The 24,739-nt window shown below is 48.3% G+C and carries 17 protein-coding genes; 13 read left to right on the top strand and 4 right to left on the bottom strand.

Annotation, left to right across the window (positions count from 1 at the left end):
* The first annotated feature begins 310 nt into the window (after nt 1-310).
* Nucleotides 311-3,208, top strand: coding sequence for an S-layer homology domain-containing protein (locus IEY53_RS32505; protein ID WP_189032192.1), 2,898 nt, complete (start codon nt 311-313; stop codon nt 3,206-3,208).
* A gap of 85 nt (nt 3,209-3,293) precedes the next feature.
* Here IEY53_RS32505 and IEY53_RS32500 read toward each other — a convergent pair whose 3' ends face one another.
* Nucleotides 3,294-4,661 (bottom strand): erythromycin esterase family protein, encoded by a 1,368-nt coding sequence (locus IEY53_RS32500; RefSeq protein ID WP_189032190.1) that lies wholly within the window; start codon nt 4,659-4,661, stop codon nt 3,294-3,296.
* 291 nt (nt 4,662-4,952) lie between these two features.
* On the opposite strand from IEY53_RS32500, the gene ascB reads away from it, so the two are divergent.
* From ascB to IEY53_RS32470, 6 genes are all read left to right on the top strand, one after another.
* Nucleotides 4,953-6,392, top strand: coding sequence for a 6-phospho-beta-glucosidase (ascB, locus tag IEY53_RS32495; RefSeq protein WP_189032188.1), 1,440 nt, complete (start codon nt 4,953-4,955; stop codon nt 6,390-6,392).
* 252 nt (nt 6,393-6,644) lie between these two features.
* Nucleotides 6,645-7,475 (top strand): BglG family transcription antiterminator LicT, encoded by an 831-nt coding sequence (licT, locus tag IEY53_RS32490; protein ID WP_189032186.1) that lies wholly within the window; start codon nt 6,645-6,647, stop codon nt 7,473-7,475.
* 240 nt (nt 7,476-7,715) lie between these two features.
* Nucleotides 7,716-9,638: a beta-glucoside-specific PTS transporter subunit IIABC gene (locus tag IEY53_RS32485; protein WP_189032184.1), complete on the top strand. Its 1,923-nt coding sequence runs from the start codon at nt 7,716-7,718 to the stop codon at nt 9,636-9,638.
* Between the two features lie 302 nt (nt 9,639-9,940).
* Complete coding sequence (locus tag IEY53_RS32480) at nt 9,941-11,464, top strand: malate:quinone oxidoreductase (RefSeq protein WP_189032182.1); 1,524 nt, start codon at nt 9,941-9,943, stop codon at nt 11,462-11,464.
* A gap of 397 nt (nt 11,465-11,861) precedes the next feature.
* Nucleotides 11,862-12,902 carry a sugar phosphate nucleotidyltransferase gene (locus IEY53_RS32475; RefSeq protein ID WP_189032181.1) on the top strand — a complete coding sequence of 347 codons (1,041 nt, stop codon included), beginning with the start codon at nt 11,862-11,864 and terminating at the stop codon, nt 12,900-12,902.
* Between the two features lie 119 nt (nt 12,903-13,021).
* The gene (locus IEY53_RS32470; protein ID WP_189032180.1) at nt 13,022-14,224 is read left to right on the top strand and encodes a glycosyltransferase family 8 protein; all 1,203 of its coding nucleotides are present in this window, start codon (nt 13,022-13,024) and stop codon (nt 14,222-14,224) included.
* A 62-nt stretch (nt 14,225-14,286) separates the two neighbouring features.
* On the opposite strand, the gene IEY53_RS32465 is transcribed toward IEY53_RS32470, so the two are convergent.
* Nucleotides 14,287-14,655, bottom strand: a complete 369-nt coding sequence (locus IEY53_RS32465; protein WP_189032179.1) for a DUF1304 domain-containing protein — start codon at nt 14,653-14,655, stop codon at nt 14,287-14,289.
* Nucleotides 14,656-14,871: 216 nt separating this feature from the next.
* Between IEY53_RS32465 and IEY53_RS32460 the strand changes: the two genes are divergently transcribed.
* Nucleotides 14,872-16,113, top strand: a complete 1,242-nt coding sequence (locus tag IEY53_RS32460) for an ATP-binding protein (RefSeq protein ID WP_189032178.1) — start codon at nt 14,872-14,874, stop codon at nt 16,111-16,113.
* Between the two features lies 1 nt (nt 16,114).
* Here the strand turns inward: IEY53_RS32460 and IEY53_RS32455 are convergent, their stop codons facing one another.
* On the bottom strand, nt 16,115-16,984 hold the full coding sequence (locus IEY53_RS32455; RefSeq protein WP_189032177.1) for an AraC family transcriptional regulator: 870 nt from the start codon (nt 16,982-16,984) through the stop codon (nt 16,115-16,117).
* 123 nt (nt 16,985-17,107) lie between these two features.
* Here IEY53_RS32455 and IEY53_RS32450 point away from each other — a divergent pair, with 123 nt between their 5' ends.
* The 4 genes from IEY53_RS32450 (at nt 17,108) to IEY53_RS32435 (ending at nt 22,784) form a co-directional block, all read left to right on the top strand.
* Nucleotides 17,108-18,166 carry a Gfo/Idh/MocA family protein gene (locus tag IEY53_RS32450; protein WP_189032176.1) on the top strand — a complete coding sequence of 353 codons (1,059 nt, stop codon included), beginning with the start codon at nt 17,108-17,110 and terminating at the stop codon, nt 18,164-18,166.
* Nucleotides 18,163-19,020 carry a sugar phosphate isomerase/epimerase family protein gene (locus tag IEY53_RS32445; RefSeq protein WP_189032175.1) on the top strand — a complete coding sequence of 286 codons (858 nt, stop codon included), beginning with the start codon at nt 18,163-18,165 and terminating at the stop codon, nt 19,018-19,020. The genes IEY53_RS32450 and IEY53_RS32445 overlap by 4 nt, the downstream gene beginning before the upstream one ends.
* A 25-nt stretch (nt 19,021-19,045) precedes the next feature.
* Nucleotides 19,046-19,939: a sugar phosphate isomerase/epimerase family protein gene (locus IEY53_RS32440; protein ID WP_189032173.1), complete on the top strand. Its 894-nt coding sequence runs from the start codon at nt 19,046-19,048 to the stop codon at nt 19,937-19,939.
* Nucleotides 19,940-20,681: 742 nt separating this feature from the next.
* A complete protein-coding gene (locus IEY53_RS32435; protein WP_189032171.1) occupies nt 20,682-22,784 on the top strand; it encodes a TerD family protein in 2,103 nt (700 codons plus the stop codon).
* Between the two features lie 98 nt (nt 22,785-22,882).
* Here the strand turns inward: IEY53_RS32435 and IEY53_RS32430 are convergent, their stop codons facing one another.
* Entirely contained in the window at nt 22,883-23,629 is a 747-nt protein-coding gene (locus tag IEY53_RS32430) for an SDR family oxidoreductase (protein ID WP_189032169.1), read from the bottom strand.
* Nucleotides 23,630-23,812: 183 nt separating this feature from the next.
* On the opposite strand from IEY53_RS32430, the gene IEY53_RS32425 reads away from it, so the two are divergent.
* Nucleotides 23,813-24,730 carry an AraC family transcriptional regulator gene (locus tag IEY53_RS32425; protein ID WP_189032168.1) on the top strand — a complete coding sequence of 306 codons (918 nt, stop codon included), beginning with the start codon at nt 23,813-23,815 and terminating at the stop codon, nt 24,728-24,730.
* Nucleotides 24,731-24,739 lie beyond the last annotated feature (9 nt).

Here is a 24,739-nt window from a genome sequence, read left to right as displayed (position 1 = left end):
TGAACGTAAAAAGAAACCCAGAGTCAAAGAAATGACCTGGGTTTCTCGACAATCTGACCAGCCCATGAGGCTGCTTTTTTTATGTGCTGCCCACGGGAGACCTTTGCTTCGATCCTGTAAACTAAGTTCACTCATTTGTTAAAAGATAGGTATAAAGTTCTATGAAATGAATGCCGATAATAATTGTAAACTCCGTAGTCCCTATTATAGAATCAAAAGGGTTGTCTGACTGTGGTCTTATATCTCATCCTTGGGACCTATTGGGACGGCTATACAGAGTGAAAGTTTTAAGATAGAAAGGGAGAAGAATATGCTATTCCATGCAGTACGCCGTAAAGTCAATCTGATGATGGTATTTGCCCTGCTGTTAAGTACCCTAATGCCAAGTATGGCGTTTGGTGAGACTACGCAGTTCAAGGACATCACGGATTCTTATGCGCAAAAAGAGATTCAATCCTTAGTAGAAGCAGGAATAATCTCTGGGTATGAAGACAATAGCTTTAAACCGAATAAGGCCATGACACGCGCCGAACTGGCGAAAATCATCGTCCTGTCCCTCGGTCTGAAAGAGAATGGTGAGAAAGCAGCATCGTTCAAAGACGTGGACCCGAACAGTTGGTACCGCGGTTACATAGGTACATTGGTAGAGGCTGGTATTACGGAAGGAACATCCGCTACTACTTTCAGCCCTAATTCGAAGGTCACCCGTGAAGAGCTGGTCGTATTTTTCATTCGGGCTTTTGAATTGGAAGATACGGCAAAGGAGCTTCCGGTTGATGCCAAGCTGGCAGATCTATCTGAGGTATCCGAATGGGCCAAAGCGTACGTCTCCTTGGCTTTCAACAATGGCTTCATTAACGGGATTGAAGGCAGTGACGGAAAGCTGAACTTCAAGCCGAAAGACCATGCGCAGCGGCAGGCTCTGGCTCGTCTGGCTTATGAATTCAGAGTGAATAGGTCGGTATATGTCGAGAAATCCAAAGAGCTTCTTGCTAAAGAGGTCAACAAAGGTGAATCTCTAGTGGCCACACCAACTGTTACACCGACTGCAACACCGGCTGCAACCATGGTGACAACCGGAGGCGGGAATTCTCCGGTAAATCCAGCTCCACCTGCAACTGAAGCACCTGCGACAGCAACGCCTATACCTGTAACAGAAGCACCGGGCACAGCAACGCCTACACCAGCAACACCGGTACCTGCAACTCCTGCACCGATAAACGGTCTTCAGGTTGTGGTGAAAGGGGAGAGCGCTGATTCCATTTATGCGGATGAACCATCAGAAGTCGTATTCCGTGTACCGCTGAGCGGGGCTGAAACGGTAACTGCCAGTGTCTATAAGGTTGATGACAGCGGCAAAGTGATCTCCGAAATCACATCACTATATGATGATGGTCTGGCGAGTCATGGAGACAGTCTCAAAGCAGACGGGATCTACAGTGGTAAAGTTACATTGACTGAAAGCACAGAAGGCTACATAAATCTGGTGGCTTATACGGGAGACGCCCCAAGCAGCACAGTGTTCAAATTATCTATAGTGAAGCATCTTACGGCTGAGCAGCTTGCACAAGTGGAAATCATCGAGAATAATACGCAGAATAAGCTGGATCAGCTGGTCACTGAATACGGTGATATCCAAAAAGCAAAGGAAGAAACTGTAGCTTGGCTGCAAACGCAAGCTGAAGTACAGCATGCAGGTATTTCCGGTGCTGGCGGAAGTATATGGTATTTATTGGACGCCGGGATTCTGGGAGGAATTTCAGCAGCTCCTGAGAATACCAAGGGCTTAAGCAGCACCGGAGAAATTGCTGCTTCCGGTGATGCATTGCAAGCAAATGCGCTTACGCAAAGTGTCGAACAATCCGTCGTATCCATAGGAAGCAAGCGGGTTGCTGTGATTTCTCCATTCTCCAGCAAGCTTACCTCATCGACTGTTTATGACGCTGTGTATAATGAGTTCGTACAGTCCAATTACCCTTTCGTTGCAGAAAGAGTAAAGGATGCCGCAGCTGACGTTAACTTTTTTAAAGGACTGAATAACTATGGAGTCGTAGTTTTAGATACCCATGGAGATACTTTCTATGATGAAAAGGTGCTCCAAACGCTCCATAATAAGTTCGGTATTGATTTTAAATATGCCGGGCCGCAGGTCATGTTCCTGACTGGGGAAAAGGCAACTGAAGAAAGTAAAAAAGCGTATGAGATGGACTTGAAAAAAGGAAGACTGGCTATTATCTCCGGATATTATGCTATTACGCCTTCTTTTATTACACGCTATAACGATATGTTGCCGGATACGATCGTATTTAACGGCAGCTGCCGGAGCTTGTACAACAATTCCATGGCAGATGCGTTCATCAACAATGGTGCCGGCACCTATTATGGATATACCGATTATGTAAAGCTTGCTTATGATCAGGCGATTATTCAATCTGTGTTCACCGCGTTAGTTGATGAGAACAAGACGACCGAAGAAGCCTTCCAGGCGGCAGTGGCTGCCAATGGTGCAAATGATGGATTGGCTGCTTTCGCTATGAAGGGCAGCAACATTGGGGCTAAGACGCAGGGTCTGATCAACGGAACATTTGAAACCGGAAATTGGATTGGCTGGAATGGGAACGGAGATGTTCGGGTTATCTCCAAGCTTGGACCACTCAAGCCGACGGAGGGCAACTACATGGCCATTATCAGCACCGGTCTTGGGTTTGAAAATAACGATAACGGAGGCATCGACTACAATTCGGATAGTTATATCGAGCAAAGCTTCATTGTTCCAGAAGGAGCAACAACCCTTTCCTTCGATTATAATTTCATTTCCGAGGAGCCTAAGGAATTCGTTGGGTCCAAATTTAACGATACTTTTAAAACAACGGTAACCACCAGTGTATACATCAATACGGCTTCCGTCGTTACCTCGCATGTTAATGGCGGACCTTCTGTAACATCCAGTGTCTACGGTAACGAGTCCGTTGTCATTGGGACCGAATCCATTAACGGGTCCACCCCATACTGGATTGATGAGAACAAAGTGGCGATTGATTTCTACGGTGGAGACGAAACGGCATACATGACGAATTGGAAGCACGTCCAATTCGACGTAAGTCAATTTGCCGGGAAGGCTTCCATTGTCCTTCGCTTTCACGTGTGGGATCAAGGAGACAGCGTCTATGATTCGGCGGTACTGATCGATAATATTATCCTCAAATAGTAAATATAAAGAAACGGTTGGATCAGGGGAACCTGAGACCAACCGTTTTTTTATTTTTAAGCATTACAAGGAATGAACCATACACCTAATACGCAGGAGTCGGAGTGTTGACCCGGTCAACGACAATCAGGCCGTCGAACTGCTCCTTCGGTACAAATTTCATCGACATCGGAACAATGACCTCACTCGTCATCCCGTCTTCGGCGGCATACACTGGTTTGAACATCCAGCTGTTGGAAACGTCCGCTTTGGTGTGCCGGGACAGGTCGACAAAAATATTTTTATGTCCCGTCTGCAAAAGGGTTTGTTCGAGGCTCCCCTTTGGCATGGGACCAATAGAGAATTCCTTCATATTTGTGATCGAGACCGTCTTTCCTCTGTTCATAAAGAAGCCGACAACGTACATTTTATCCTTGAGCTTTTGGTGCAGCAGTTCTCCCATGCTTGTGAAACTGTTAATCCATTTGCCGCCTTCCAGCACCCGGATATCCGAGGTGTTTTTGGCCAGGTGGTCGTTATGTGCCCACAAAATGATTTTTTTGCCTGGATATCTAACCTTCATCAACCATTCTACATGCTCAGCCATGGCCCGGTCGCGCGCCTCGTAGGATTGTTGTACATTTACAAGCGAGCTGTTCTGCAGAAATTGCACACGATCCTCCAGAGATTTCAGGACTACATCAATGAGATAGGGATCCGCTGGATAAGCCGCCGTAAACAGCTCCCGCCGCTCTTTAATGTATCGGGTATACTGTTTGTATTGCGGTACATAACGTTGAATTACTTGTTTCATCCCCCGTTTATACGCTTCACTCTCCGGATGCAAACCATATTTATTCATTATCACGTAGAATTCGGTAATTGCTTCAAAATCAAAGGATATAAAGGCCTTGCCGTACTCCTTGTTCACTGTGGAGATGAAGTCACTCACCCCGTAGGTCAGCATGGGCGAAGTGAACTGGTTGTCGAAACCGGCCAATTCCAGCGGTTTATCTGTCTTGTGCGACTTCTTGATATAGTTGAACAGCTCCAGCGTTTCCTTGGAATGCCACACCGGCAGGACGGAATATTTCATCATCTCCGTGGCGTTCAATTGATCAGACTGTTTATTGATAAATTCGGCATCGCCCAGGCCCGACTCAAAGGCAATGACATCAAATCCGAGCTCCTCGTGCAAATATTTAATCATTTTTGTCTTCAGACTCGCATATTCGGCTACCCGGTGAAAATTCTCACCCAGACTAACCACAGTTTTGCCTGCCAGCAGCGGTTTTAAATAAGCCAGATCGCTATAGTCCTCTCCCTTCAATGATTTAATCTCATGAGCATAACCTGGCAGCTTCGAGCCGGACGGTGGCGCAGCCCCCGCTGAGGCACTTTGGCTGGGCAACAGTACCAGCAGTGCGGATAATAGAGCGATTACCTTTCGGTTCCATTTTGACTTCATAGACATGGATGTTCCTCCTCAAAAGGGTGTGTATAACTTTTCCCCCATTATAGGAGCAGTTTATAAAGATTTAATAAAGAAGCAGGCTGCTTCGCGGTTGACATCGCCCATAATCCTTGCTAAAGTTACTGCCATAAGCTTCATTCTTATCACAATAGTTAACTTGGGGATGTTACCATTTGGGCATAACCTGAGCATTCCTGCTTGCACAGCCTGTGCAGCAGGAGTGTTCAGGTTTTTTGTTTTTAATCTGATGGGTCCCCGTAACCAAGAACACAATTTGAAAGGAGAATGATGATGACCAGTTCTAAATTTCCGGAAAACTTTTTATGGGGGGGAGCCATTGCGGCGAACCAGGCCGAAGGCGCTTACCTTGCGGGCAATAAAGGCCTAACCCTGGTCGATTTGCTGCCTACAGGCGAGAAGAGAAGAAGCATTATGAAAGGAAACGTCCCGGCGCTCACTCCGCTCGAAGGCGAATTTTATCCATCCCACGAAGCAATCGATTTCTATCACCATTACAAGGAAGATATCGCGCTGTTTGCAGAGATGGGCTTTAAGGTGCTGCGTGTCTCCATTTCCTGGGCCCGGATCTACCCGACAGGCGAAGATGCCGTTCCCAACGTGGCCGGTCTGAAGTTCTACGACGATCTTTTCGACGAACTGCTTAAATACAACATTCAGCCGGTGGTTACGCTTGCTCACTTTGACGTTCCCGTTGCTCTGATCCAGAAATACGGCAGCTGGAGAAGCCGCAAAATGGTGGAGCTGTTCGAGATTTATTCGAAGACCGTGCTGGAACGATACAAGGACAAAGTGAAATACTGGATGACGTTCAATGAAATCAATATGCTGCTTCATCTGCCATTTTTGGGTGCAGGCCTGGTATTTCAGGAAGGCGATAATGTCAAGCAGATTCAGTATCAGGCGGCACACCACCAGCTGGTTGCCAGTGCACTAGCCGTCAAAGCTTGTCATGAGCTGATTCCCGATGCCCAAATCGGCTGCATGCTGGCCGCCGGAAGTTTTTACCCTTATACCTGCAACCCGGAGGATGTATTCCAAGGCATGGAAAAAGACCGCGAATCCTACTTCTTCATCGATGTTCAGTCTCGTGGGGAATACCCGGGTTATGCGAAACGTTTCTTCCGTGATCAAGGCCTGAGTATTGAAATGGAGCCGGACGACGCCGGAATTCTGAAAAGTCATACGGTCGACTATATCGGCTTCAGTTACTATTCCAGCCGGACGACAAGTACGGATCCGGAAGTGCAAAAAAACATGACCAGCGGAAATGTATTCGGCTCCATCGCCAACCCGTATCTGGCAAAATCGGAGTGGGGCTGGACTATCGACCCGAAAGGCATGCGTATTACGGCCAATCAGCTCCATGACCGTTACCAGAAGCCTTTATTTGTGGTGGAAAATGGCTTCGGTGCTCATGATGAGGTCACTCCCGAAGGAGAGATCAATGACGATTACCGGATCAATTACCTGAAGCGGCACATCGCAGAGATGAGTGAAGCGATCCAAGATGGAGTGGAGATTCTGGGTTATACCAGCTGGGGACCCATCGACATTGTCAGCGCCTCCTCCGGAGAAATGAGAAAACGTTATGGCTACATTTACGTGGACCGGGACAATGAGGGTCAAGGCACCATGAAACGGATCCCTAAGAAAAGCTTCGGCTGGTATAAAAAGGCTATCCAATCCAACGGCTCGGATCTCGAAGAGTAACGGTTATTTCTTGCGGAATTTTCAAGGGGAAGTCCTGAATCCCGGGGCTTCTTTTTTTGGGTTGAAAGCGTTGACACTTTGAGTTGTACCCGCTACACTTAAAGTATATATTTATTAGGATTGTTACTGGTCATGCAGGCAAAACCTAAGCCGCGAAATAGAAGGCCCCCTCAGGTCTGTTTATTTTGTTGTGCTTCGGTTTTTTTTTGCTTAAATAGGCTAAGCTTGTCATGTACAGGATGGGGTGCTCATATGAAGATAGCAAAGGTGATTAACAACAACGTCATCAGTGTCTACCAGGCAGATCAAACGGAGCTGGTCGTCATGGGCAGGGGGATCGCTTTCAAAAAAAAGCCTGGCGATGAAGTGGATGAAAGCCGGATTGAAAAAGTGTTTGCGCTAAAGAACAAGCAGACCTCCGACAATTTCAAGATGCTGCTGCGCGAGGTCCCTGTCGAGCTGATAGTAATTGTGGAAGAAATTATTCAATACACCAAGCAGAACCTGGGTAAACAGCTCAACGAGAATATTTATCTCTCGCTGACCGACCACATCAACTTTGCGGTGGAGCGCCATCAGGGGGGCCTGGCGATCAGGAATGTTCTACTCTGGGAGATCAAGCAGCTATACAAGGAAGAGTTTAAAGTTGGCCAGAGGATGCTTGGGCAGATCAAGGAGAAGATGGGAATCGATTTGCCGGAGGACGAGGCTGCCTTTATTGCCATTCATATCATCAACGCGGAGATGAATGAGGAAGTTAGTACGACGATGGATATCACGCGATTTATGCAGCGGATTATCAACATCGTCAAATATCATTTCGGCACTGAATTCGACGAGGATTCCCTTAGCTATTTTCGCTTTATTACGCATCTGAAATTTTTTGCCCAGCGGGTCTTCAAGGGAACACACTACGAGGATAATTATGACCATATATACACGCTGATCAAGGAGAAGCACAAGGAAGCTGCGGCATGCACCGAGAAAATTAAGATTTTTGTCGGGAAGGAATATGGCCATGAGCTGACCAACGAAGAGATGCTGTATTTGACCGTGCATATTGAACGGGTCGTCAATCGCTGAGAGACAAGATACATTATAAAATTGAAATGAATGCGTTGACAACAAAAAGAAAGCGTTATAATATAACCTTATTAAAACTAAATAACATCCAATTTGGGATTGTTACTGGTCATGCAGGCAAAACCTGAGTCTGAGAAGTAGTGTGACGAATTCGTCAACTATTTCTCGTGGCTTAGGTTTTTTATTTGCCTTCATAATCTAAAAAATGACTTTTTTATTAAAAAATGGGGGTGCTGCAAGATGAGTTACGAGAAACTGGCTAAAGAAATCGTGCAGGGTGTGGGCGGAGAGAAAAACGTGGTTTCGCTGGTCCACTGTGCGACCCGGCTTCGCTTTACGCTGAAGGATAACAACAAGGCTGACAAAGCTACGCTGGAGAAAACGGCGGGCATCATAACGGTCAAGGAAAGCGGAGGACAATTTCAGGTCGTTATCGGAAACACGGTGCCTGAAGTATACAATGCCATCGGCAAGGTTTCCGGCATTCTGAACGAATCCAAGACGGAGGATCAGCCGAAAAGCGGCAAAAAAGGAATTGGAAGCCTCATCGATGTCATCTCCAGCATCTTTGCTCCATTGCTCGGTGTTATGGCAGGAGCCGGGATCCTGAAAGGGCTGCTGCTAATCGCCAGCAATTTCGAATGGCTGCAGAAGACGGATTCAACTTATATCATCCTGTATGCTGCAGCGGACGCGCTGTTCTACTTCCTGCCTGCACTGTTAGCCGTTACGACAGCGAGAAAGTTCGGCGGAAGTATTTTTACGGCATTGACTATTGCCGGGGCTTTGCTGTACCCGACCATTGTCCAGTTGAAAACGGATGGAACAGAAACTGATTTCTTCGGGATTCCCGTTGTTATGATGAGTTATTCGTCTACTGTTATTCCAATCATATTATCTGTAATTGTGATGAGCCATCTGGAGAAATTCTGCAACCGCATCATTCATGAAAGTGTCAAAAACTTTGTTACTCCATTGATTTCACTTGTTGTCATGGTACCGCTCACCCTAATCGTATTTGGGCCGTTTGGTGTCTATGTCGGCAATGGCATTGCCGACGCTCTATTGGCTGCCTTCGCATTCAGTCCGCTACTCGCTGGAGCCATTCTGGGCGCATCGTGGCAGCTTCTCGTAATTTTCGGTGTTCACTGGGGGCTTGTACCGGTATTCATTAACAATATTGCCGTATACGGAAAAGATGGGATCAAGCCGGCAGCTACGGCTTCCGTCTTCGCGCAAACGGGTGCAGCTTTTGGCGTAATGCTGAGAACGAAGAACAAGAAGCTCAAAACACTTGCCGGCTCGGCGACCCTTTCCGCGCTGTTTGGGATTACGGAACCGGCTGTATACGGGGTTACTCTTCCGCTCAAGCGTCCATTTATCGCCGGTCTGATCGGCGGCGCGGTCGGCGGTGCAATTATCGGACAAGCCGGAACGCAGGCTTTTGCTTCCGGTGCACCCGGACTGTTGACTCTGCCGATCTTCTATGGGCCGGGCGGACAAGGTTTTCCGGGTCTGATTATCGGGATTTCGGCTTCGTTCCTCATCTCCGCCGTTCTGGCTTATGTACTGGGCTTTAAAGATCCGGTGGAAGAAGATAACAGCAGTGCAGCTCCGGTTAATGAAGTTAGACTGGACAGAGGAGCAGGCAGAACCGGCGAAAAGGCACTTAGCCCTTTAAGCGGTACAGTAGTCTCCTTGTCTGATGTACCTGATCCAGCATTCTCATCGGAGGCAATGGGCAAAGGTATCGCGATTGAGCCTTCGGCAGGACGGGTCGTAGCCCCTTTCGACGGAACCATTACCGTAGCGTTCAAAAAGAAACATGCGATCGCTATCGTATCGGATCATGGTGCTGAAATTCTGGTACATGTCGGCATTGATACGGTCAAGCTGAATGGTGAGCATTTCACCTCCCATGTCAAAGAGGGAGACCGGGTATCGGCAGGCCAGCTGCTGCTTGAGTTTGATGTGGAGCAGATCCGGGCAGCCGGATACGCAACAGTTACCCCGGTCATTGTGACCAATACGATGGATTATATCGATGTAATCGAACTCCCGCAAGGACAGGTGCGGGAGCAGGACGAATTGCTGCAGATTGTCGGCGAAAGCAGTGAACCGGCAGTCTTGGCCAAGACCGTAAGCGGAGCTGGACTGGCTTAACGTTAGGCCAGGATAGGGGATATATGAAGAGGGCTGTCTCAAGAGTAGAGGTTTCTACGACAAGAGGCGGCCCTGCTTCATTTTCCGTGAGGGAGTAGGGCTGCTGGGATAAATTAATCACCTGTATTTTTATAAAAAATTAGATAAATATTAAAATCTATAAACAATAGTGATACACTATGATTAGGACATAAATGATACAGATTAGGTGTGTGACTAGGTCGCGCCCTGGCTTGTTATGGCGCCTAAGCAGGAGCGCCTGCATCTTTTCCTGCAAATCGTAGGATAGAAGGACGGTAGAAATGGATAACCGACAAACGAAAACAGACGTTATTTTAATTGGTGCCGGGATCATGAGTGCTACACTTGGTTCACTGCTGAAGGAATTAGTGCCGGACTGGAAAATAACTGTGTTTGAGCGGCGCGCCGGCGCAGGAGAAGAAAGCTCCAACGAATGGAATAATGCGGGAACGGGCCACTCCTCACTGTGTGAGCTTAACTACACCGCCGAACAACCAGGCGGGGCCATCGACATTAGTAAAGCGATAAAAGTGAATGAAGAGTATCAGTATTCCAAGCAGTTTTGGTCTTATCTGGTGGACAGCAAGCGGATCAGTCATCCGCGGGATTTCATTGTTCCAGTCCCTCATATGAGTTTTGTGCAAGGCGCACAAGATGTGAATTTTTTGAAAAGAAGATTTGAAGCGCTCTCAAAAAATCCTTTGTTTCAAGGTATGGAATTTTCTGATGATCCGGGACAACTGACGAAGTGGATGCCGCTTATGATGAAAGGCCGGACATTGAATCAACCTGTAGCGGCAACAAAAATTGACTCCGGTACGGATGTTAACTTTGGTGCTTTAACGCGCATAATGTTTGACCATTTAAAAAGCAAAAATGTTGATATTAAGTTCAATCATCAAGTAGATGATATTAAACGTACTGGCGACGGCTCGTGGGAATTGAAAGTGCGGGATGTCGACAGCTCTGCCGTAACACGCCATAGTGCAAAATTTGTCTTTATTGGCGGCGGTGGAGGAAGCCTGCATTTGCTGCAGAAATCGGGTATTCCTGAAGGCAGGGGGATCGGAGGATTTCCGGTAAGCGGACTGTTTATGGTATGCCGGAAACCGGAAATTGTAGCCCAGCATCAAGCAAAAGTCTATGGCAAAGCTGCAGTTGGTGCTCCTCCAATGTCTGTTCCGCATCTTGACACCAGATTCATCGACAAGAAAGAATCATTGTTTTTTGGCCCGTTTGCCGGTTTCTCGCCAAAGTTTCTGAAATTTGGTTCTATGTTTGATTTGATAACTTCTGTAAAGCCCAATAATCTCGTAACCATGCTGGCAGCAGGTGCAAAAAACTTTCAGCTGACCAAATACCTGATCGAGCAAGTGATGTTATCCAAAGAAAAGCGGATGGAAGCTTTACGGGAGTTTGTCCCGAATGCCAAAATTGAAGATTGGGATTTGGTGGTGGCGGGCCAGCGTGTGCAGATCATTAAAGATACAGCCGCCGGCAAAGGAACGCTTCAATTTGGCACGGAAGTAATTAATGCCGCGGATGGATCAATAGCTGCATTGCTCGGCGCCTCTCCGGGTGCTTCTACCGCCGTTTCGGTCATGCTTGAGGTAATCCAAAAGTGCTTCCCGCAGCATCTGCAAACGTGGGAACCCAAAATAAAAGAAATGATTCCCTCTTACGGCTTGTCACTGCTCGATAAACCGGAATTGATACACCAAATTCAGACTTCAACAGCACGGTCGCTCCGTCTGACTGATGAAGAATGGGAGCATGGGCAAAAGACGACGGTCTCCATTTCATAATTTCGCCTTAACTTAGAAACTGTCTAAACACAGCAGCGCAGCGATTCTCCGGTTACTGGAGGATCGCTGCGCTGTTTTTGGTTATTTGTTTATTTATACAGACCTGCTACCTGTAACGCGCTTTGGCGGACGGCATAATCGGTATCGCGAACGGGTATTCATCATTGGTAGAATGGCCTCCTTGGATCTATAGTTTATGGTTGTAGTATAAGGAGGTGCTGTTGACAGCTGTTTGTCAACTTTGAAAAATAGCGATATTTGCTGCGGATCATAGATTAATAGGTCATTGATGCTAAATATATATCCAAGCACCCTTATAGCTTGTGCATAAAATATAAAGAACTCTTGTACACCGAGTTCCCGAAGAAAACGGATTTCAAAGGTAGGGGGCCTGTTTATGAAAGGATTAATCTTATGCGCCGGCCGGGGAACAAGACTGCAGCCTTCGACTTATACCAAACCGAAGTGTATGCTACCAGTGAATGGAGAGTATATACTTGTTTCTATCATCAAGAAACTTGTCGCTTCCGGAATTAACGAGATTGGAATTGTTGTGAGCCCATCGCAAGGAGAGATCCGGGAGATCATTGGAGATGGGGGGGAGTGGAATGCCACCTTAACCTATCTGCTGCAAGAGCAGCCTAAGGGATTGGCGGATGCGGTCAAAAGCGCGCAGTCTTTTGTAGCAGATTCTCCTTTCCTGTTGATGCTTGGCGATAATTTGTATGAGGGTGAGCTTACGCCATTGATCCAGTCACTGGACACAGATAAATCTGCTGCTGCAATACTGCTTCAGCAGGTTAAAGACCCCCGGCAATTTGGTGTTGCCGTGATTGAAGGCGGGCAAATTGTCAATCTGGTAGAAAAGCCGCGCCATCCCCAATCCAACTTAGCGATTGTCGGAGTCTATGCTTTGACTGCAGCCATCTGGCCGGCAATGGATCGCCTCACGCCTTCTCCACGGGGTGAATATGAACTAACGGATGCGATTCAACTGTTGATTGCAGAAGACAAGCATGTTGCGTACAGTGTAACAACCGCACAATTTTTTGATGTGGGTACCCATGAACGCTGGCTTGAGGCGAACCGACACCGGATGGATCATGATCCCCACAATTTTGTGGAGCCCTTTGGTTATGATCCCTCGGTTCAGTGGATTCCCCCGGTCAGGGTTGACCCAAGCGCCCGCGTAATGAACAGTGTTATTGGACCTTACGTGTATATTGGTCCGAATAGTGTCGTAGAAGATTGTATTTTAACTAATAGCATTTTGATGGATCGGGTGACGTTGTCGCGTATTCATGCGGAGGGAAGTGTGTTTGGCTCGCAGGTTCAGCTTGTTGAACAGGGGATTCAGGAGCAGCCTGCCCGTCATATCCTGGGAGACCGTGCAACAGTGACAAGAATTAATCCTGACTTGCAAGAGGATTCACAATAAATCCCGTCCGTACTGGGGAAGAGTCCAATCCATCCACCAGGGTAGACACATACACTTAAGTAGACTAATGCATCAGGCGACTGTGCAAAAATACTTTTAAGGGTAGGTGATCCTTGAAAATGATTGAATTGGTTCTGACGATCAATGATACAGACGGGAGCTATACGGAGCATGCGGGTGTTGTCCTTGCATCGATCTTTTCCAATACCCAGCAAATGATCAATGTGCACATTGTGCATGATGATTCTTTAAGTGAAGACAATAAGGAGAAGCTTAGACAACTGGTGGAATCATTTCGTCACAACATCTTTTATTATCATGTTACCGTTCCTGAGGATTTGCGAGAAGTTGCAGCCGGCGTGCATAAAATCGACTTTTGGACAATGGCCAGTATGTACCGTTTGCTGCTTCCACTGTTTATTGAGGCAGACAGGGTTATTTATTTGGATTGCGACATTCTGGTCAATATGGATATTAACGAGCTGTGGAGCATTGATCTGGGCGAACGTTATTTGGGCGCAGTGCTGGATCAGGGACAGAACTTGGCGGAATATTTCACTTCACTTGGTCTTAGTGCGGAGCTGTATTTTAACTCAGGGGTAATTGTGTTTCAACTGAATAATATCCGCAATAAACAGACCTGGTATGAAGAGATGCTCCAGTTCTTGCGCGCCCATCCCATGATGACCATGCCTGACCAGGATGTTCTGAATGCCGTGTATAGCTCAAACTATTTGCAACTCGATCTCCGGTTCAATACATTCGCCCAATCAGAGCTGGATGTGGAGAATAAAATCATTCACTTCGCGGGAGACAATAAATGGTGGCATGCTGATTCACCCGCAGCCCCGCTATACTCTAAATTTCTGGCCATGACCCCATGGGCTGGAGAATTTACAGCAGGACCGGTTTCGTTCTCTGAGCCGGGGCAGGCCAACGTCCCGCAGCAGGAACAGCATCCGGCTATGCTGCCTGGGCCGACAGCTCCGGCCCCTGAAGTAGCAGCTCCGGCCTCTGAAATGGCAGCTCCGGCCCTTGAAGTGGCAACTCCGGCCCCGGAGCACCATTCCCAGAAGCCGCACAGACGGAAACGCCGCAGACCGTTACGGCTGCGCAGACGGCTGCGGCTGCGGCTAAGATTAAGACTGAGAAAGAAAAGAATACTCCGAGCCAAGTATCGTTCTTCAAAGCGGCTAAAGCGGATCAGACGTCAATATGTAAAGAGGAAACAAGCTCTGAAATCGATAAGGGTGAAGCTGCGCCGGCTCAGAAAAAAGAGAAGATCACTGGGTAGAAGAGGTAAGTTAAAGCGTACCTCATAAGGGTACAGCAGAAAATTACCGCAAATGAAATCACTTCCTGTTCAGGGAGTGGTTTCTTTTATTTAGAGATTCGCCAGTACAAGGGCCAGAATAGCCGCAAATGCCGGAAAGCCCTGGACGAATAAAATCGATTTCTTGGCAGTGATACTGCCATAGACCGCTGCAACACCGACACAGATTAGAAAAAACAACTGAAGCTGATAGCCAAACGCGTTGTTCGGATGGAACAAGCCCCAGAATAAACCGGCGGCCAGAAAGCCATTATATAACCCTTGGTTGGCAGCGAGCGATTTCGTATCCTGCGCAAATTGCCGGCTGGTCCCAAACGCCTTCTGTGCTCTTGGACCGGTCCACATAAACATTTCCAAAATCAAAATATACACATGCTCAATGGCAACGAGTGCTACAAGAATCATACTTACAATCATCATAGAAAGTCCTCCTTTTTCATCAAATTAAATTTTGCAAAACTAAATTTCACAAAGCTAAACATACCTAAATCCAGCGATTTTGTCAATGGAATGACCTGAAAGCCCGGAACATGCGTTTTTAAAAAGGTGAGGATATCTGTAGTCAATAAGGGAATATTTACTTATAATATTTAGAATAGATCCTTTTTAGTTACAAGGCCGAAAGGAAGTTATCCTTTGTTCGAAATTTTACTGTTGAATTTCTTGTTTTTACTATTTCCGGTCTTAACTGTAGTGATCTTTTTTGAAAATAAAACCAACCCGTACAATGGTAAAGTTCTTGTCTTCATGTCGGCAATCACGATGAGCCTGTGCATTGCCAAGCCGATTCAGCTGGAAATGGGATTTATTTTTGATCTCAGATATGTTCCTTTTATTATAGTAGCTCTTTTTGGAGGATACAGGAATGTTTTTCCTTTATACGTAATTCTAAATATTTACCGCTTCTACGTTGGGGGAGAAGGAATGACCCAATCTTTCCTTTTTTCAACCGTTGTATTTGTGCTGGTCCCCCTCTTAAGCAAACGCTTCATCAAGCTGGCTCCCAAACGCCGGATTATCTGGGCGAGCGTAATTTCCGGTCTTACTATGGGCTGCTATCTGATCATTCTGGCGTTGATTATGGGCAAGCTGGAAGGACAATTCTGGAATCTCACCTTAGTTGCCATGATTACTCATGTCGGATTCATGTGTATCCTGATGATTCTGACGGAGCAGATCATTGCCAATATCAAGAATCGTGAACGGATTCTGCAATCGGAACGTTTGAATGTCGTCAGCGAGCTGGCGGCCAGTGTGTCGCACGAGATTAGAAATCCGCTCACGGTGACCAGCGGTTTTTTGCAGCTGTTGTCGAAATCAACCACGATTACGCCGCAGGAAAAAGGGTATGTGGATTTATCCTTGCTGGAGCTGAACCGTGCGGAGAAAATCGTCACCGACTATCTCTCCCTGGCGAAACCGCAATCCGAAAATATGGTGTATGCCAACCTGCAAGCGGAAGCAGAGTATACCAAAGATATCATCACGCCCTATGCCATCATTCATAAGGTGGAGGTCGAGTACAGCTTCAACAATACACTGAACAAAAATTATGACAAGAACCAAATCCAGCAGTGCTTCATTAATCTGTACAAAAACGGGATTGAAGCAATGAAGGAAAAGGGCGGCGGTACCTTGTCTATAACGATATCCGAACGAAAGCAGAATATTATCATCAGGATCGGAGATACCGGAATAGGCATGACCAAGGAGGAAATCTCCCGCCTGGGCAAGCCTTACTACTCCACCAAGGAGGAAGGCACCGGTCTGGGGATGCTCATGGTCTACAGCACTGTCAATAAGGTTAAAGGCGTGATTGAGGTCGAGAGCGAAAAAGGCAAAGGCACCACGTTCACGATCACCATTCCTGCCAGTTAGTTCAGAACCCCCTAACGCTGGTGGGGGTTCTTTGCTTGTGCTTTTTGAAGGTCCGGCTGAAATAGTAGATATCGTTGAAGCCGGTAGCGGCGGCGATTTCGGAAACGGTAAGCTGTGTATGGCGCAGCATGTAATCTGCCCGGTCCAGCCGGACGGCGTTGACGTATTCCGAGACCGTATGTCCGGTCAGCTCCTTGAAGAGGCGGCTGAAATGGAAGCGGCTTAACCCGGTCAACGCGGCAAGATCGTCTACAAAGAGGGGCTCCTGGTAATGGGTGTCAATATGGCGCAGTACAGGCGCGAAGCGCTCAACAGTCTGAATACGCCTGGCTTGCTCCGCTTGTGAGAGTACGGTGACGATATGTCTGCGCAGCAGCAGCGTGAGCAGGCGGTATAGCTCGGACTTGACTGCCAGCTCATAGCCAAATTCACGGCGTTCCAGTTCGCGGATAATCGTCAGCACACAGTTTGTGATGTGCTGATCCCCGCGGATATGGTTGCGGAGCAGCAGCTGGTTCTGCTGGATCGGTGCAATAAATTTGGTCTCGGCTGCGTCGCTTACGGCGCTGTGGAGCAGCGACGTATCTGTGATAATCGCATAATACAGCAAATCGGACGAAGCACTTACGCCGTAATGCAGCTCGTTGCTGTTCACGGCAATTAAGTCACCGGCCCGGACGGTGATCGGTGTCCGCCCACACTCAAATACGGCCTCACCGCGTTCAATAAATATAAATTCCAGATGCTCATGCCAATGATGGGGGAACAGCACAACCCCCGCCCGGCTGAAGCGCTGGGTATGTACTTTAATCGGAAACTCGGGGTCCGGCATATCCATAGGCTCCTGCAGTTGTTTATCATAGTCCAACATTTGGTGGACTTCACCTCCTACCGCACAATTATACAAATAAGACCGCAAGGCTCTGCATGGTGTTCAGGATTGAAATCATTATAATACGAATCAGAACCCCTGCATAATAAAAGAGAGAGGTAGATGGATATGATCAGAATTGGTGTAATTGGAACGGGCTCCATCTCAGGCTTGCATTTGAATGCTTACCGGAATAATCCGCAGACCTCTGTATATGCGGTGTGCGACCTGAACGAAGAGCGGGCGAGAGCTGCGGCTGCAGAGTATGGGGCCGAGAAGGTGTATACGGATTACCGTGAACTGCTGGCCGATTCCGGTGTGGATGCGGTCAGCATTTGCACATGGAACAATTCCCATGCCGAGATCAGTATCGCGGCGCTCGAAGCCGGCAAGCATGTGCTTGTGGAGAAGCCGCTCTGCCGTACGTTTGAAGAAGCGCTTCAGGTGGAGCAGGCCGTTCAAAAGAGCGGCAAGATTCTGCAAGTGGGTTTTGTGCGGCGTTATGATGCCAATGCCCAACTGCTTCATACCTTGGTCGAAAAAGGGGAATTCGGCGAGATCTACTATGCGAAGGCGACGACACTCCGGCGGCTTGGCAATCCCGGCGGCTGGTTTGCTGATATTGAACGCTCCGGCGGCGGACCGCTGATCGATATCGGCGTTCATGTGATTGATCTGTGCTGGTATTTAATGGGCCGCCCGAAGCCGGTATCGGTAAGCGCCAATACCTACCGGAAGCTCGGCAACCGCGCCAATGTGGAGTATCTTTCTTTCTATAAAGCAGCCGACTACGATGCGGCGCTCAATACGGTGGAGGATCTGGCGAATGCCCTGATCCGATTTGAGAATGGAGCCTCGCTGATGGTCGATGTCAGCTTTACACTGCATGCCAAAGAAGACGAGCGTTCGGTGCGCCTGTACGGTGAGAAAGGCGGCTTTGAGATTGATCCCGAGATAGTCATCATCAGTGAACAGTCAAACACGATCGTTAATATCTACCCTCAGACCGATCATAAGGGCTTTGATTTCAACAGTGCCTTCCAGCATGAAATTAATCATTTTGCGAGCAGCATACACACCGGCTCGGAGCCGATTAGCCCTGTGCAGGATGGCGTAGCGATTATGAAAATACTCGGCGGGATCTATGAATCGGCAGCCAAAGGCGAAGAGGTGAAATTATGAAGCTGGGAATCAGCACCTATAGCTTGCACACCGCTTTTTCAGCTGGAGAGCTGACCCTTGCGGGAGTGATTGAGACCATCGCCGACCTTGGGGCGGAGCATGCAGAGATTGTGCCTCTGGGCTTCAATCTGGTGGAGCAACCGGAGCTGGTCGATGTGATTCTTCAGACCGCGGCGTCCCGTGGCCTTGAATTGTCCAATTATGCTATCGGAGCCAATTTTGCCGGGCTGGAAGCAGCGGAGCGGCAGCGGGAAGTGGAGCGGGTAAAACGGGAAGTCGACGTCTGTGCGGCGCTGGGCATTCAGCGGATGCGGCATGATGTGGCGTCAGCGTCCGATCTATCCATCGCCCATTTTTTGGAGGAATTGCCGCGGCTAGCCGAAGCTTGCCGTGAGATTGCCGATTATGCAGCTGCTTTTGGCATTACGACCAGCGTGGAGAACCACGGCTATTTCATCCAGCACAGCGACCGTGTCCAGGCGCTGGTACACGCCGTGGGCCGGGACAATTTCCGCACGACGCTCGATGTTGGCAATTTTCTATGCGCCGATGAGAATCCGCTTACCGCTGTGGCAAGTAACATGAAGCTCGCTTCCATGGTTCATTTCAAAGATTTCTATATCCGTCCGCAGGAGCGTCATCCTGGTGAAGGATGGTTCCAATCCTCCGGCGGCAACTGGCTGAGAGGTGCCATTGTGGGCCAGGGCGACATCGATATGCCGCGTATAATCAGAATTGTTAAGGAAAGCGGTTATGACGGCTATATCTCCATCGAATTCGAGGGAATGGAGGATTGCCGCAAGGGGACGAGACTCGGTCTGGAATATATCAAGCGGATGTGGAACGAAATTTAATGAACTTCAAGGGGGAATTATCGCCATGGTTAAACCTGTTATCACTAACAAAATCGGTGTCATCGTAGACAGCTTTCAGGTTGGGGTAAAAGAGGGATTGCGCAAGGCTAAGGAAGCAGGAGCCGATGGGGTACAGATTTATGCGGTACAGGGTGAATTCGATCCGGCCCAGCTGTCTCAGACGGCCCGGCGCGAATGGAAGGATTACATCGCCTCGCTCGGGCTCGAAATCTCCGCCTTGGTCGGCGATCTGGGTGGGCATGGCTTCCAGGACCCGGCGCAGAACCGTGCCAAGATCGACAAGTCCAAGCGCATCATGGAGCTCGCCAAGGAACTGGGTACGGACATCGTGACCACACATATCGGTATTGTTCCCCCTAACCAGGACAGTCCAATCTATGAGACCATGCACATTGCCTGCGAAGAGCTAAGCCGATACGCTCATGAGATGAATGCTTATTTTGCAATTGAAACCGGACCGGAAACGGCCACACGTCTGAAAACGTTCCTGGACGGATTGGGGGCTAAGGGGGTATCGGTCAATTTTGACCCGGCCAATATGGTCATGGTGACCGGAGATGACCCCGTGCAGGGTGTTCATACGCTGAAAGATTATATTGTACACACCCATGCCAAAGATGGTGTCAAACTGGGCCATATTGATCCGCGCGATGTATACGGCGAATATGGTTATGAAGCGCCGGCGCTGGACCATGAGAAGATCGCGGAGATGGCAGAGAGCGGTTCAGCGTTCCGCGAGGTGCCGCTGGGAGCGGGCAGCGTCGACTGGAACGCTTACCTGCAAGCGCTGAACGACATCGGCTACAAGGGGTATCTGACGATTGAGCGCGAGGTCGGCAGCAATCCGGAGGCCGACATCCGCCTGGCTGTAGATTTTTTGAAGGGGTTCCGGGCCTAGGGCTACGCTTATTTCATAGGATATAGCAGAATTGCATCTATAACGGTCTTAGGCTGTTGAGAAAATCTCGACGGCCTTCTTTATCATTTAGGAAATGATGCAATGCTCAAAAATGTGGATATCTTGGAAGCTTCAGATGATATAGCGGTGCAGGAGGATTGGGCTCCATCCGCGGAGTGAAGCGGACAGAGAAGATCTTATTTTGCGAAAAAGTATGCTTTCCTGGCGAATTCGGACTCAGGATCCGTTATATCGTTCATTTGTGCCTAGAATGAGAGGAGATGGGACAATTAGCGGAATCTCTGTCCGTTTGTCCTGCTGAATAGACGAATCCTCCCTATTAACGGATTTCCTGTCCGCATCAGCCGCGGATAGATCGTGAAGGAACCTCATCGTGTCCGCGAGTTGTTATTCACCCGCCAGGGTGATTTTGTTCTGCCCGGGTTAATTTTATGGAAAATAGACTTCTGACAATCGTTGCCTAATCGTAATACTTTCACCCTGTTAGCACATCGTGAAATATAGGATGATGGGTGCATCAAAGGTTCGGAGTTACGGATTTTGAACTTTGAACTTTGATCTTCAGGCTATTGCGATCCTTCCTTCTACTTCATTTGGCGAATTAGGGTCGCAGCTCTCCTGAAGTATTCCTATCACGAGAGGAGGCGTCCAGGCTATCATATTCCTTCCTTCTTTTAATCTTCCACTGATATTAGGGATATGGCTTTCCTGGACTCTTTTTATGATGATTAATACTATCTATCTGCGAAGAGCGCATAAACTGATTGTAAACGAAGGTAAAGGGCCGGGCCGGCTTCCGGAGGCATATTTGGCAGCAGCCATCAAAAATATCGAAACCCTTGGATTTACGTTCTCACGTCCATTGATGCGAGCCGTGCGTACCTTATCCAAAGAGCAGTTTGAAGCGTGTTATCATCAGTTGATTGCCGATATAAAAGTACTGGTAGGTGCACATGTGGAATACAAACCGATGTATCCCGCTTTCCCGGTGCAGGTGATGCAGGCTGATGCTGCGGAGCTTTATCTGAATGCCATAGATCATTATCTTACTTTGAATTTGCCAGAGGGGAAGGCTACGGATAGAACCCCCTTGCTGGATGGGGTAAACCTGAAAGTAATTGATCTTGGAAGCACAGAGGAGTTTCATACCCTGATTCACCAGCTTATACAGGCCAAAGGCTCCATCTCCGAGACTGACAAAAAAGATATTGATGTCGTTATAGAGTTCGCCGATGCGGAAGCAATGGATGAGATTCTCCCGTCCGAGATTCCTTTCAAAGAGAATGTGGGATTCGTGGTCGCTTCATTATTGAAGCATGAGAAGGTTAATGCAAAGCTGATCGGACGATATTTTAAAACCGCAACCGATGTGCTTCGTTTGGCTGTGGCTTGGTCGGAGGGCGATGTCAGTCTGGCTGAAGCTGCACGTTTCCGCAAATTTAAGCGGCGCGAGAGACGACTCCTGCTTGAATTGCTGGAACGTTGTCATCCCATTACGGAGGATATGCTGAGATACAAGGAGCGCTGGATTCGATTAGGCGAGATCCTGCATCCCTCCGAGTATAAGCATCGTTTTATGCGCTGTGAGGAAGCTTTTGATATATTACGCAATAACAAGCCCTTTACGACCTTTAACGGAAGCGTCGAGCTTGCATTTAAGTATGGCCAGGTCTGGAATTTGATCGATATGTTCATGCAGCGTCCAGGTGAGTTTGCCAGAAGATTGGATCAATTATTACGGTCTAGCGAACACACCGAGTATGTCGTGCTGGCATTTGGCGAAGTCGCGAATCAAGTATCAACGCCTGTATTGCTCCAGGTGAAGAACCATTTTGCCCGCCGCCATGAGCCGCGTGAGCTGCGTGTTTTTTTTCCTAAAGGAAATGTTGCTAAAGCCTTTGCTGTTCCCCATACGCTTCCGGGGATTGATGAAGAGGCATGCCAAAACCTCGTGGAAGTATGCGAACGAGTGCTGATTGGGCGATTCTCCGCGCTGCCCCCTCTGGGGAAGGTGTATGTGGATGAGCGATTGAAGGACTATTATGTGCCATTCTCCCAAAGATCGGCAAGTAAAGCCCTGCATACCATTGTTCGGGGAAGCCAGGTGCCGATGAAGGAGGGGGACACCCTTCGATTCTTCAGCTGGTGGAAAGAGGGGACTGTCAACGGAATGCCCACGGGCCGTGTAGATATTGACCTGTCCGCTGTCATGTATGATCACAATTGGCAGTATGTTGAGCATATTTCTTATACGAATCTGCGGTCCTCCAAATACCAAGCCGTCCACAGCGGAGATATCGTGTCAGCACCTCAAGGCGCGTGCGAATTTATTGATCTGTACATTCCCTCCATTGTCAGATATGGCGGACGTTATATTGTGGCAACCCTTCATTCCTTCACGAATCAACCGTACTGTAACTTGCCGGAGTGCTTTGTGGGCTGGATGATGCGTAAGAAACCCGGTTCCGGCGAAATCTTCGAGCCTAGTACAGTTGCCAATAAAATCGATGTCACCGCCGATACGCAGATTGCGATTCCCGTCATCCTGGATCTGGTGAAACGTACGGTCATCTGGACAGATCTCTCTCTAACCAGACACCCTCATTATTACAATAATGTAGAGGGGAACCAAGGCGGGATGGTCTTGATGGGCAAAGCCATGACGGGTTTACGTAAACCGGATCTGCACGATTTATTCAACCTCCATGCCAAGGCAAGAGGGGAATTAGTAGATACAGCCGATCAGGCCGATGCGGTATATTCGGTGGAAAAAGGAGTTACTCCATACGATATCGAGTTAATTATGGCTGAATATATGGTTTGAGTGCAGATACTGATAAACATCATTATAAATGAGGAGCGGCTTTGTGCTGCTCTTTTTTTATTTTTGGGGCGCCCACAAAGGGTGCCCCTATCTATTCATTACCCTTGTGCAGTCGGACGGATTACGATTTCGTTCACATCAATATCAGTCGGTTGCTCAATCGCGAATCCAATGGCGCGGGCTACCGCGTCCGGTGTCATCGCCAGTTTATCCCGAATGGCGGCGAGTTGAGCTCTCAATGCGGGATTTGTCATGCCATCCGTGAAATTCGTCTGCACAATCCCAGGTGAAATGAGGGTCACGCGCAGCTTATCTCCAGCTTCCTGGCGCAGCCCTTCTGAGATGGCACGGACGGCGAACTTCGTACCGGAGTAGACCGACTGGTTCGGCACAGTCTTATGTCCTGCTACAGAAGCGATGTTCACGAAATGTCCGAACCCCTGCTTGTGAAAGACGGGCAACGCTGCGGCTATGCCGTACAAAACGCCTTTAATATTAACGTCAATCATATCCTCCCAGTCCTCGACACGCAGTTCGCTGAGAGGGGAAATGGGCATAATTCCGGCATTGCTAACGAGAACATCCAGCTTCCCGTACCGCTCGCAAGCCAAAGTAACAAGGTTGCACAGATCCTCGCGCCGTCTTACGTCAGTGCGTGCATATACAGCTTCACCACCTCCATTTGAAATACTTGCTGCCAGTGCTTCAAGGCGATCTATTCCGCGTGCTCCAAGCACAACTTTTGCTCCGCGCTCGGCAAGCAACAGTGCCGTGGCTTCTCCAATTCCGCTGCTTGCCCCTGTAATGACGACCACTTTGTTCTCCATATTTCCTCCCAAGCTCATAGCCCAATCCTTCTTTCTTTAATCTATTTGCCGAGGCTCTCTGTTGGCCTTGCAAGTAAATTTTAAGTAGAATTGGATGGGAACAGGTAGACCAATCAAGTCCGATTCTTGCCTGATCCTATTCGGCGTGCATATAATTAGAACATCACTATCAGTGTTTACGGAAAGGAAGGTGAAGCATGTATGATTTCGTCTTCTCCCCCCTCTGAGATTTCTCCTCATCTACAAGAACTCATTCAGCGGATTCAACGCCACGCGTCTTCGGACGGTACGTTTGGTTCATCTGTGCCGGGACTTTACTTCAGGTGCGCAAGCCATTTGTCCGAGTTGCATCATACAGTCCATAGGCCCTCCTTATACGTGGTCGCACAAGGCTCCAAGACAGCAACGCTGGCTGGGGAAAATTATGTGTACGATCCGACAACCTACATGGTCACCTCGGTGCAACTTCCTGTAATAGGGCAAATTACGCAAGCCTCGCCGCAGTTTCCTTATCTAAGTCTTCAATTATCCATTAGCCCGGATGTCATCCTGGATATTATCAAGAAAAGTACCTCTCAATATAATGGAAAAACGGGACGGGGGATATTGGTGAGCCAATCTGACCCTCCGCTGCTTGATGCGCTGCTTCGGCTTGTCAGACTGTTGGATACGCCTGCAGATATGGAGTACCTTGCGCCGCTTATCACACGTGAAATCTTTTATCGTATATTACAAGGCGAGCAAGGAGCTTTGATCAGGCAATTTGCCGTAGTCGGCAGCTATGCACATGGCATCTCCAAAGCGATCCATCTGATTACCCGCGATTATGCCAAGCCACTAGTGATCGAAGAATTGGCGAAGGAAGTCAACATGAGTCCTTCTTCCTTACACAAGCATTTTAAGAAAGTAACCGCTATAAGCCCTCTGCAGTATCAGAAGGCCATACGCCTGCAGACCGCACGCCGCTTGCTGCTCTCGGATGGATTGGAAGCTGCGAATGTTGGCTTTCGCGTGGGCTATGAGAGCCCTTCGCAGTTCAGCCGGGAGTATGGCCGCATGTTTGGACGTCCGCCGATGAGTGATGTTAAACATCTGCGTAATTCCCTTTCAACTCTCTAAAATGTTAAT

Source organism: Paenibacillus albidus (assembly GCF_014644435.1).
Classification (GTDB): Bacteria; Bacillota; Bacilli; order Paenibacillales; family Paenibacillaceae; genus Paenibacillus_AQ; species Paenibacillus_AQ albidus.
The sequence above is the reverse complement of the archived record's forward strand: the minus strand, read 5'-3'. Positions and strand labels throughout refer to the sequence as shown.

Excerpts from the sequence above, each read along its gene's own strand:
- licT (WP_189032186.1), top strand. The coding sequence starts at position 6,645 with ATGAAGATAGCAAAGGTGATTAACAACAACGTCATCAGTGTCTACCAG.
- IEY53_RS32500 (WP_189032190.1), bottom strand. The coding sequence starts at position 4,661 with ATGTCTATGAAGTCAAAATGGAACCGAAAGGTAATCGCTCTATTATCC.
- IEY53_RS32505 (WP_189032192.1), top strand. The coding sequence starts at position 311 with ATGCTATTCCATGCAGTACGCCGTAAAGTCAATCTGATGATGGTATTT.
- IEY53_RS32450 (WP_189032176.1), top strand. The coding sequence starts at position 17,108 with ATGGATATGATCAGAATTGGTGTAATTGGAACGGGCTCCATCTCAGGC.
- IEY53_RS32485 (WP_189032184.1), top strand. The coding sequence starts at position 7,716 with ATGAGTTACGAGAAACTGGCTAAAGAAATCGTGCAGGGTGTGGGCGGA.
- IEY53_RS32470 (WP_189032180.1), top strand. The coding sequence starts at position 13,022 with ATGATTGAATTGGTTCTGACGATCAATGATACAGACGGGAGCTATACG.
- IEY53_RS32465 (WP_189032179.1), bottom strand. The coding sequence starts at position 14,655 with ATGATGATTGTAAGTATGATTCTTGTAGCACTCGTTGCCATTGAGCAT.
- IEY53_RS32445 (WP_189032175.1), top strand. The coding sequence starts at position 18,163 with ATGAAGCTGGGAATCAGCACCTATAGCTTGCACACCGCTTTTTCAGCT.
- IEY53_RS32435 (WP_189032171.1), top strand. The coding sequence starts at position 20,682 with ATGATGATTAATACTATCTATCTGCGAAGAGCGCATAAACTGATTGTA.
- IEY53_RS32440 (WP_189032173.1), top strand. The coding sequence starts at position 19,046 with ATGGTTAAACCTGTTATCACTAACAAAATCGGTGTCATCGTAGACAGC.
- IEY53_RS32480 (WP_189032182.1), top strand. The coding sequence starts at position 9,941 with ATGGATAACCGACAAACGAAAACAGACGTTATTTTAATTGGTGCCGGG.
- IEY53_RS32425 (WP_189032168.1), top strand. The coding sequence starts at position 23,813 with ATGATTTCGTCTTCTCCCCCCTCTGAGATTTCTCCTCATCTACAAGAA.
- IEY53_RS32475 (WP_189032181.1), top strand. The coding sequence starts at position 11,862 with ATGAAAGGATTAATCTTATGCGCCGGCCGGGGAACAAGACTGCAGCCT.
- IEY53_RS32430 (WP_189032169.1), bottom strand. The coding sequence starts at position 23,629 with ATGAGCTTGGGAGGAAATATGGAGAACAAAGTGGTCGTCATTACAGGG.
- IEY53_RS32455 (WP_189032177.1), bottom strand. The coding sequence starts at position 16,984 with ATGTTGGACTATGATAAACAACTGCAGGAGCCTATGGATATGCCGGAC.
- ascB (WP_189032188.1), top strand. The coding sequence starts at position 4,953 with ATGACCAGTTCTAAATTTCCGGAAAACTTTTTATGGGGGGGAGCCATT.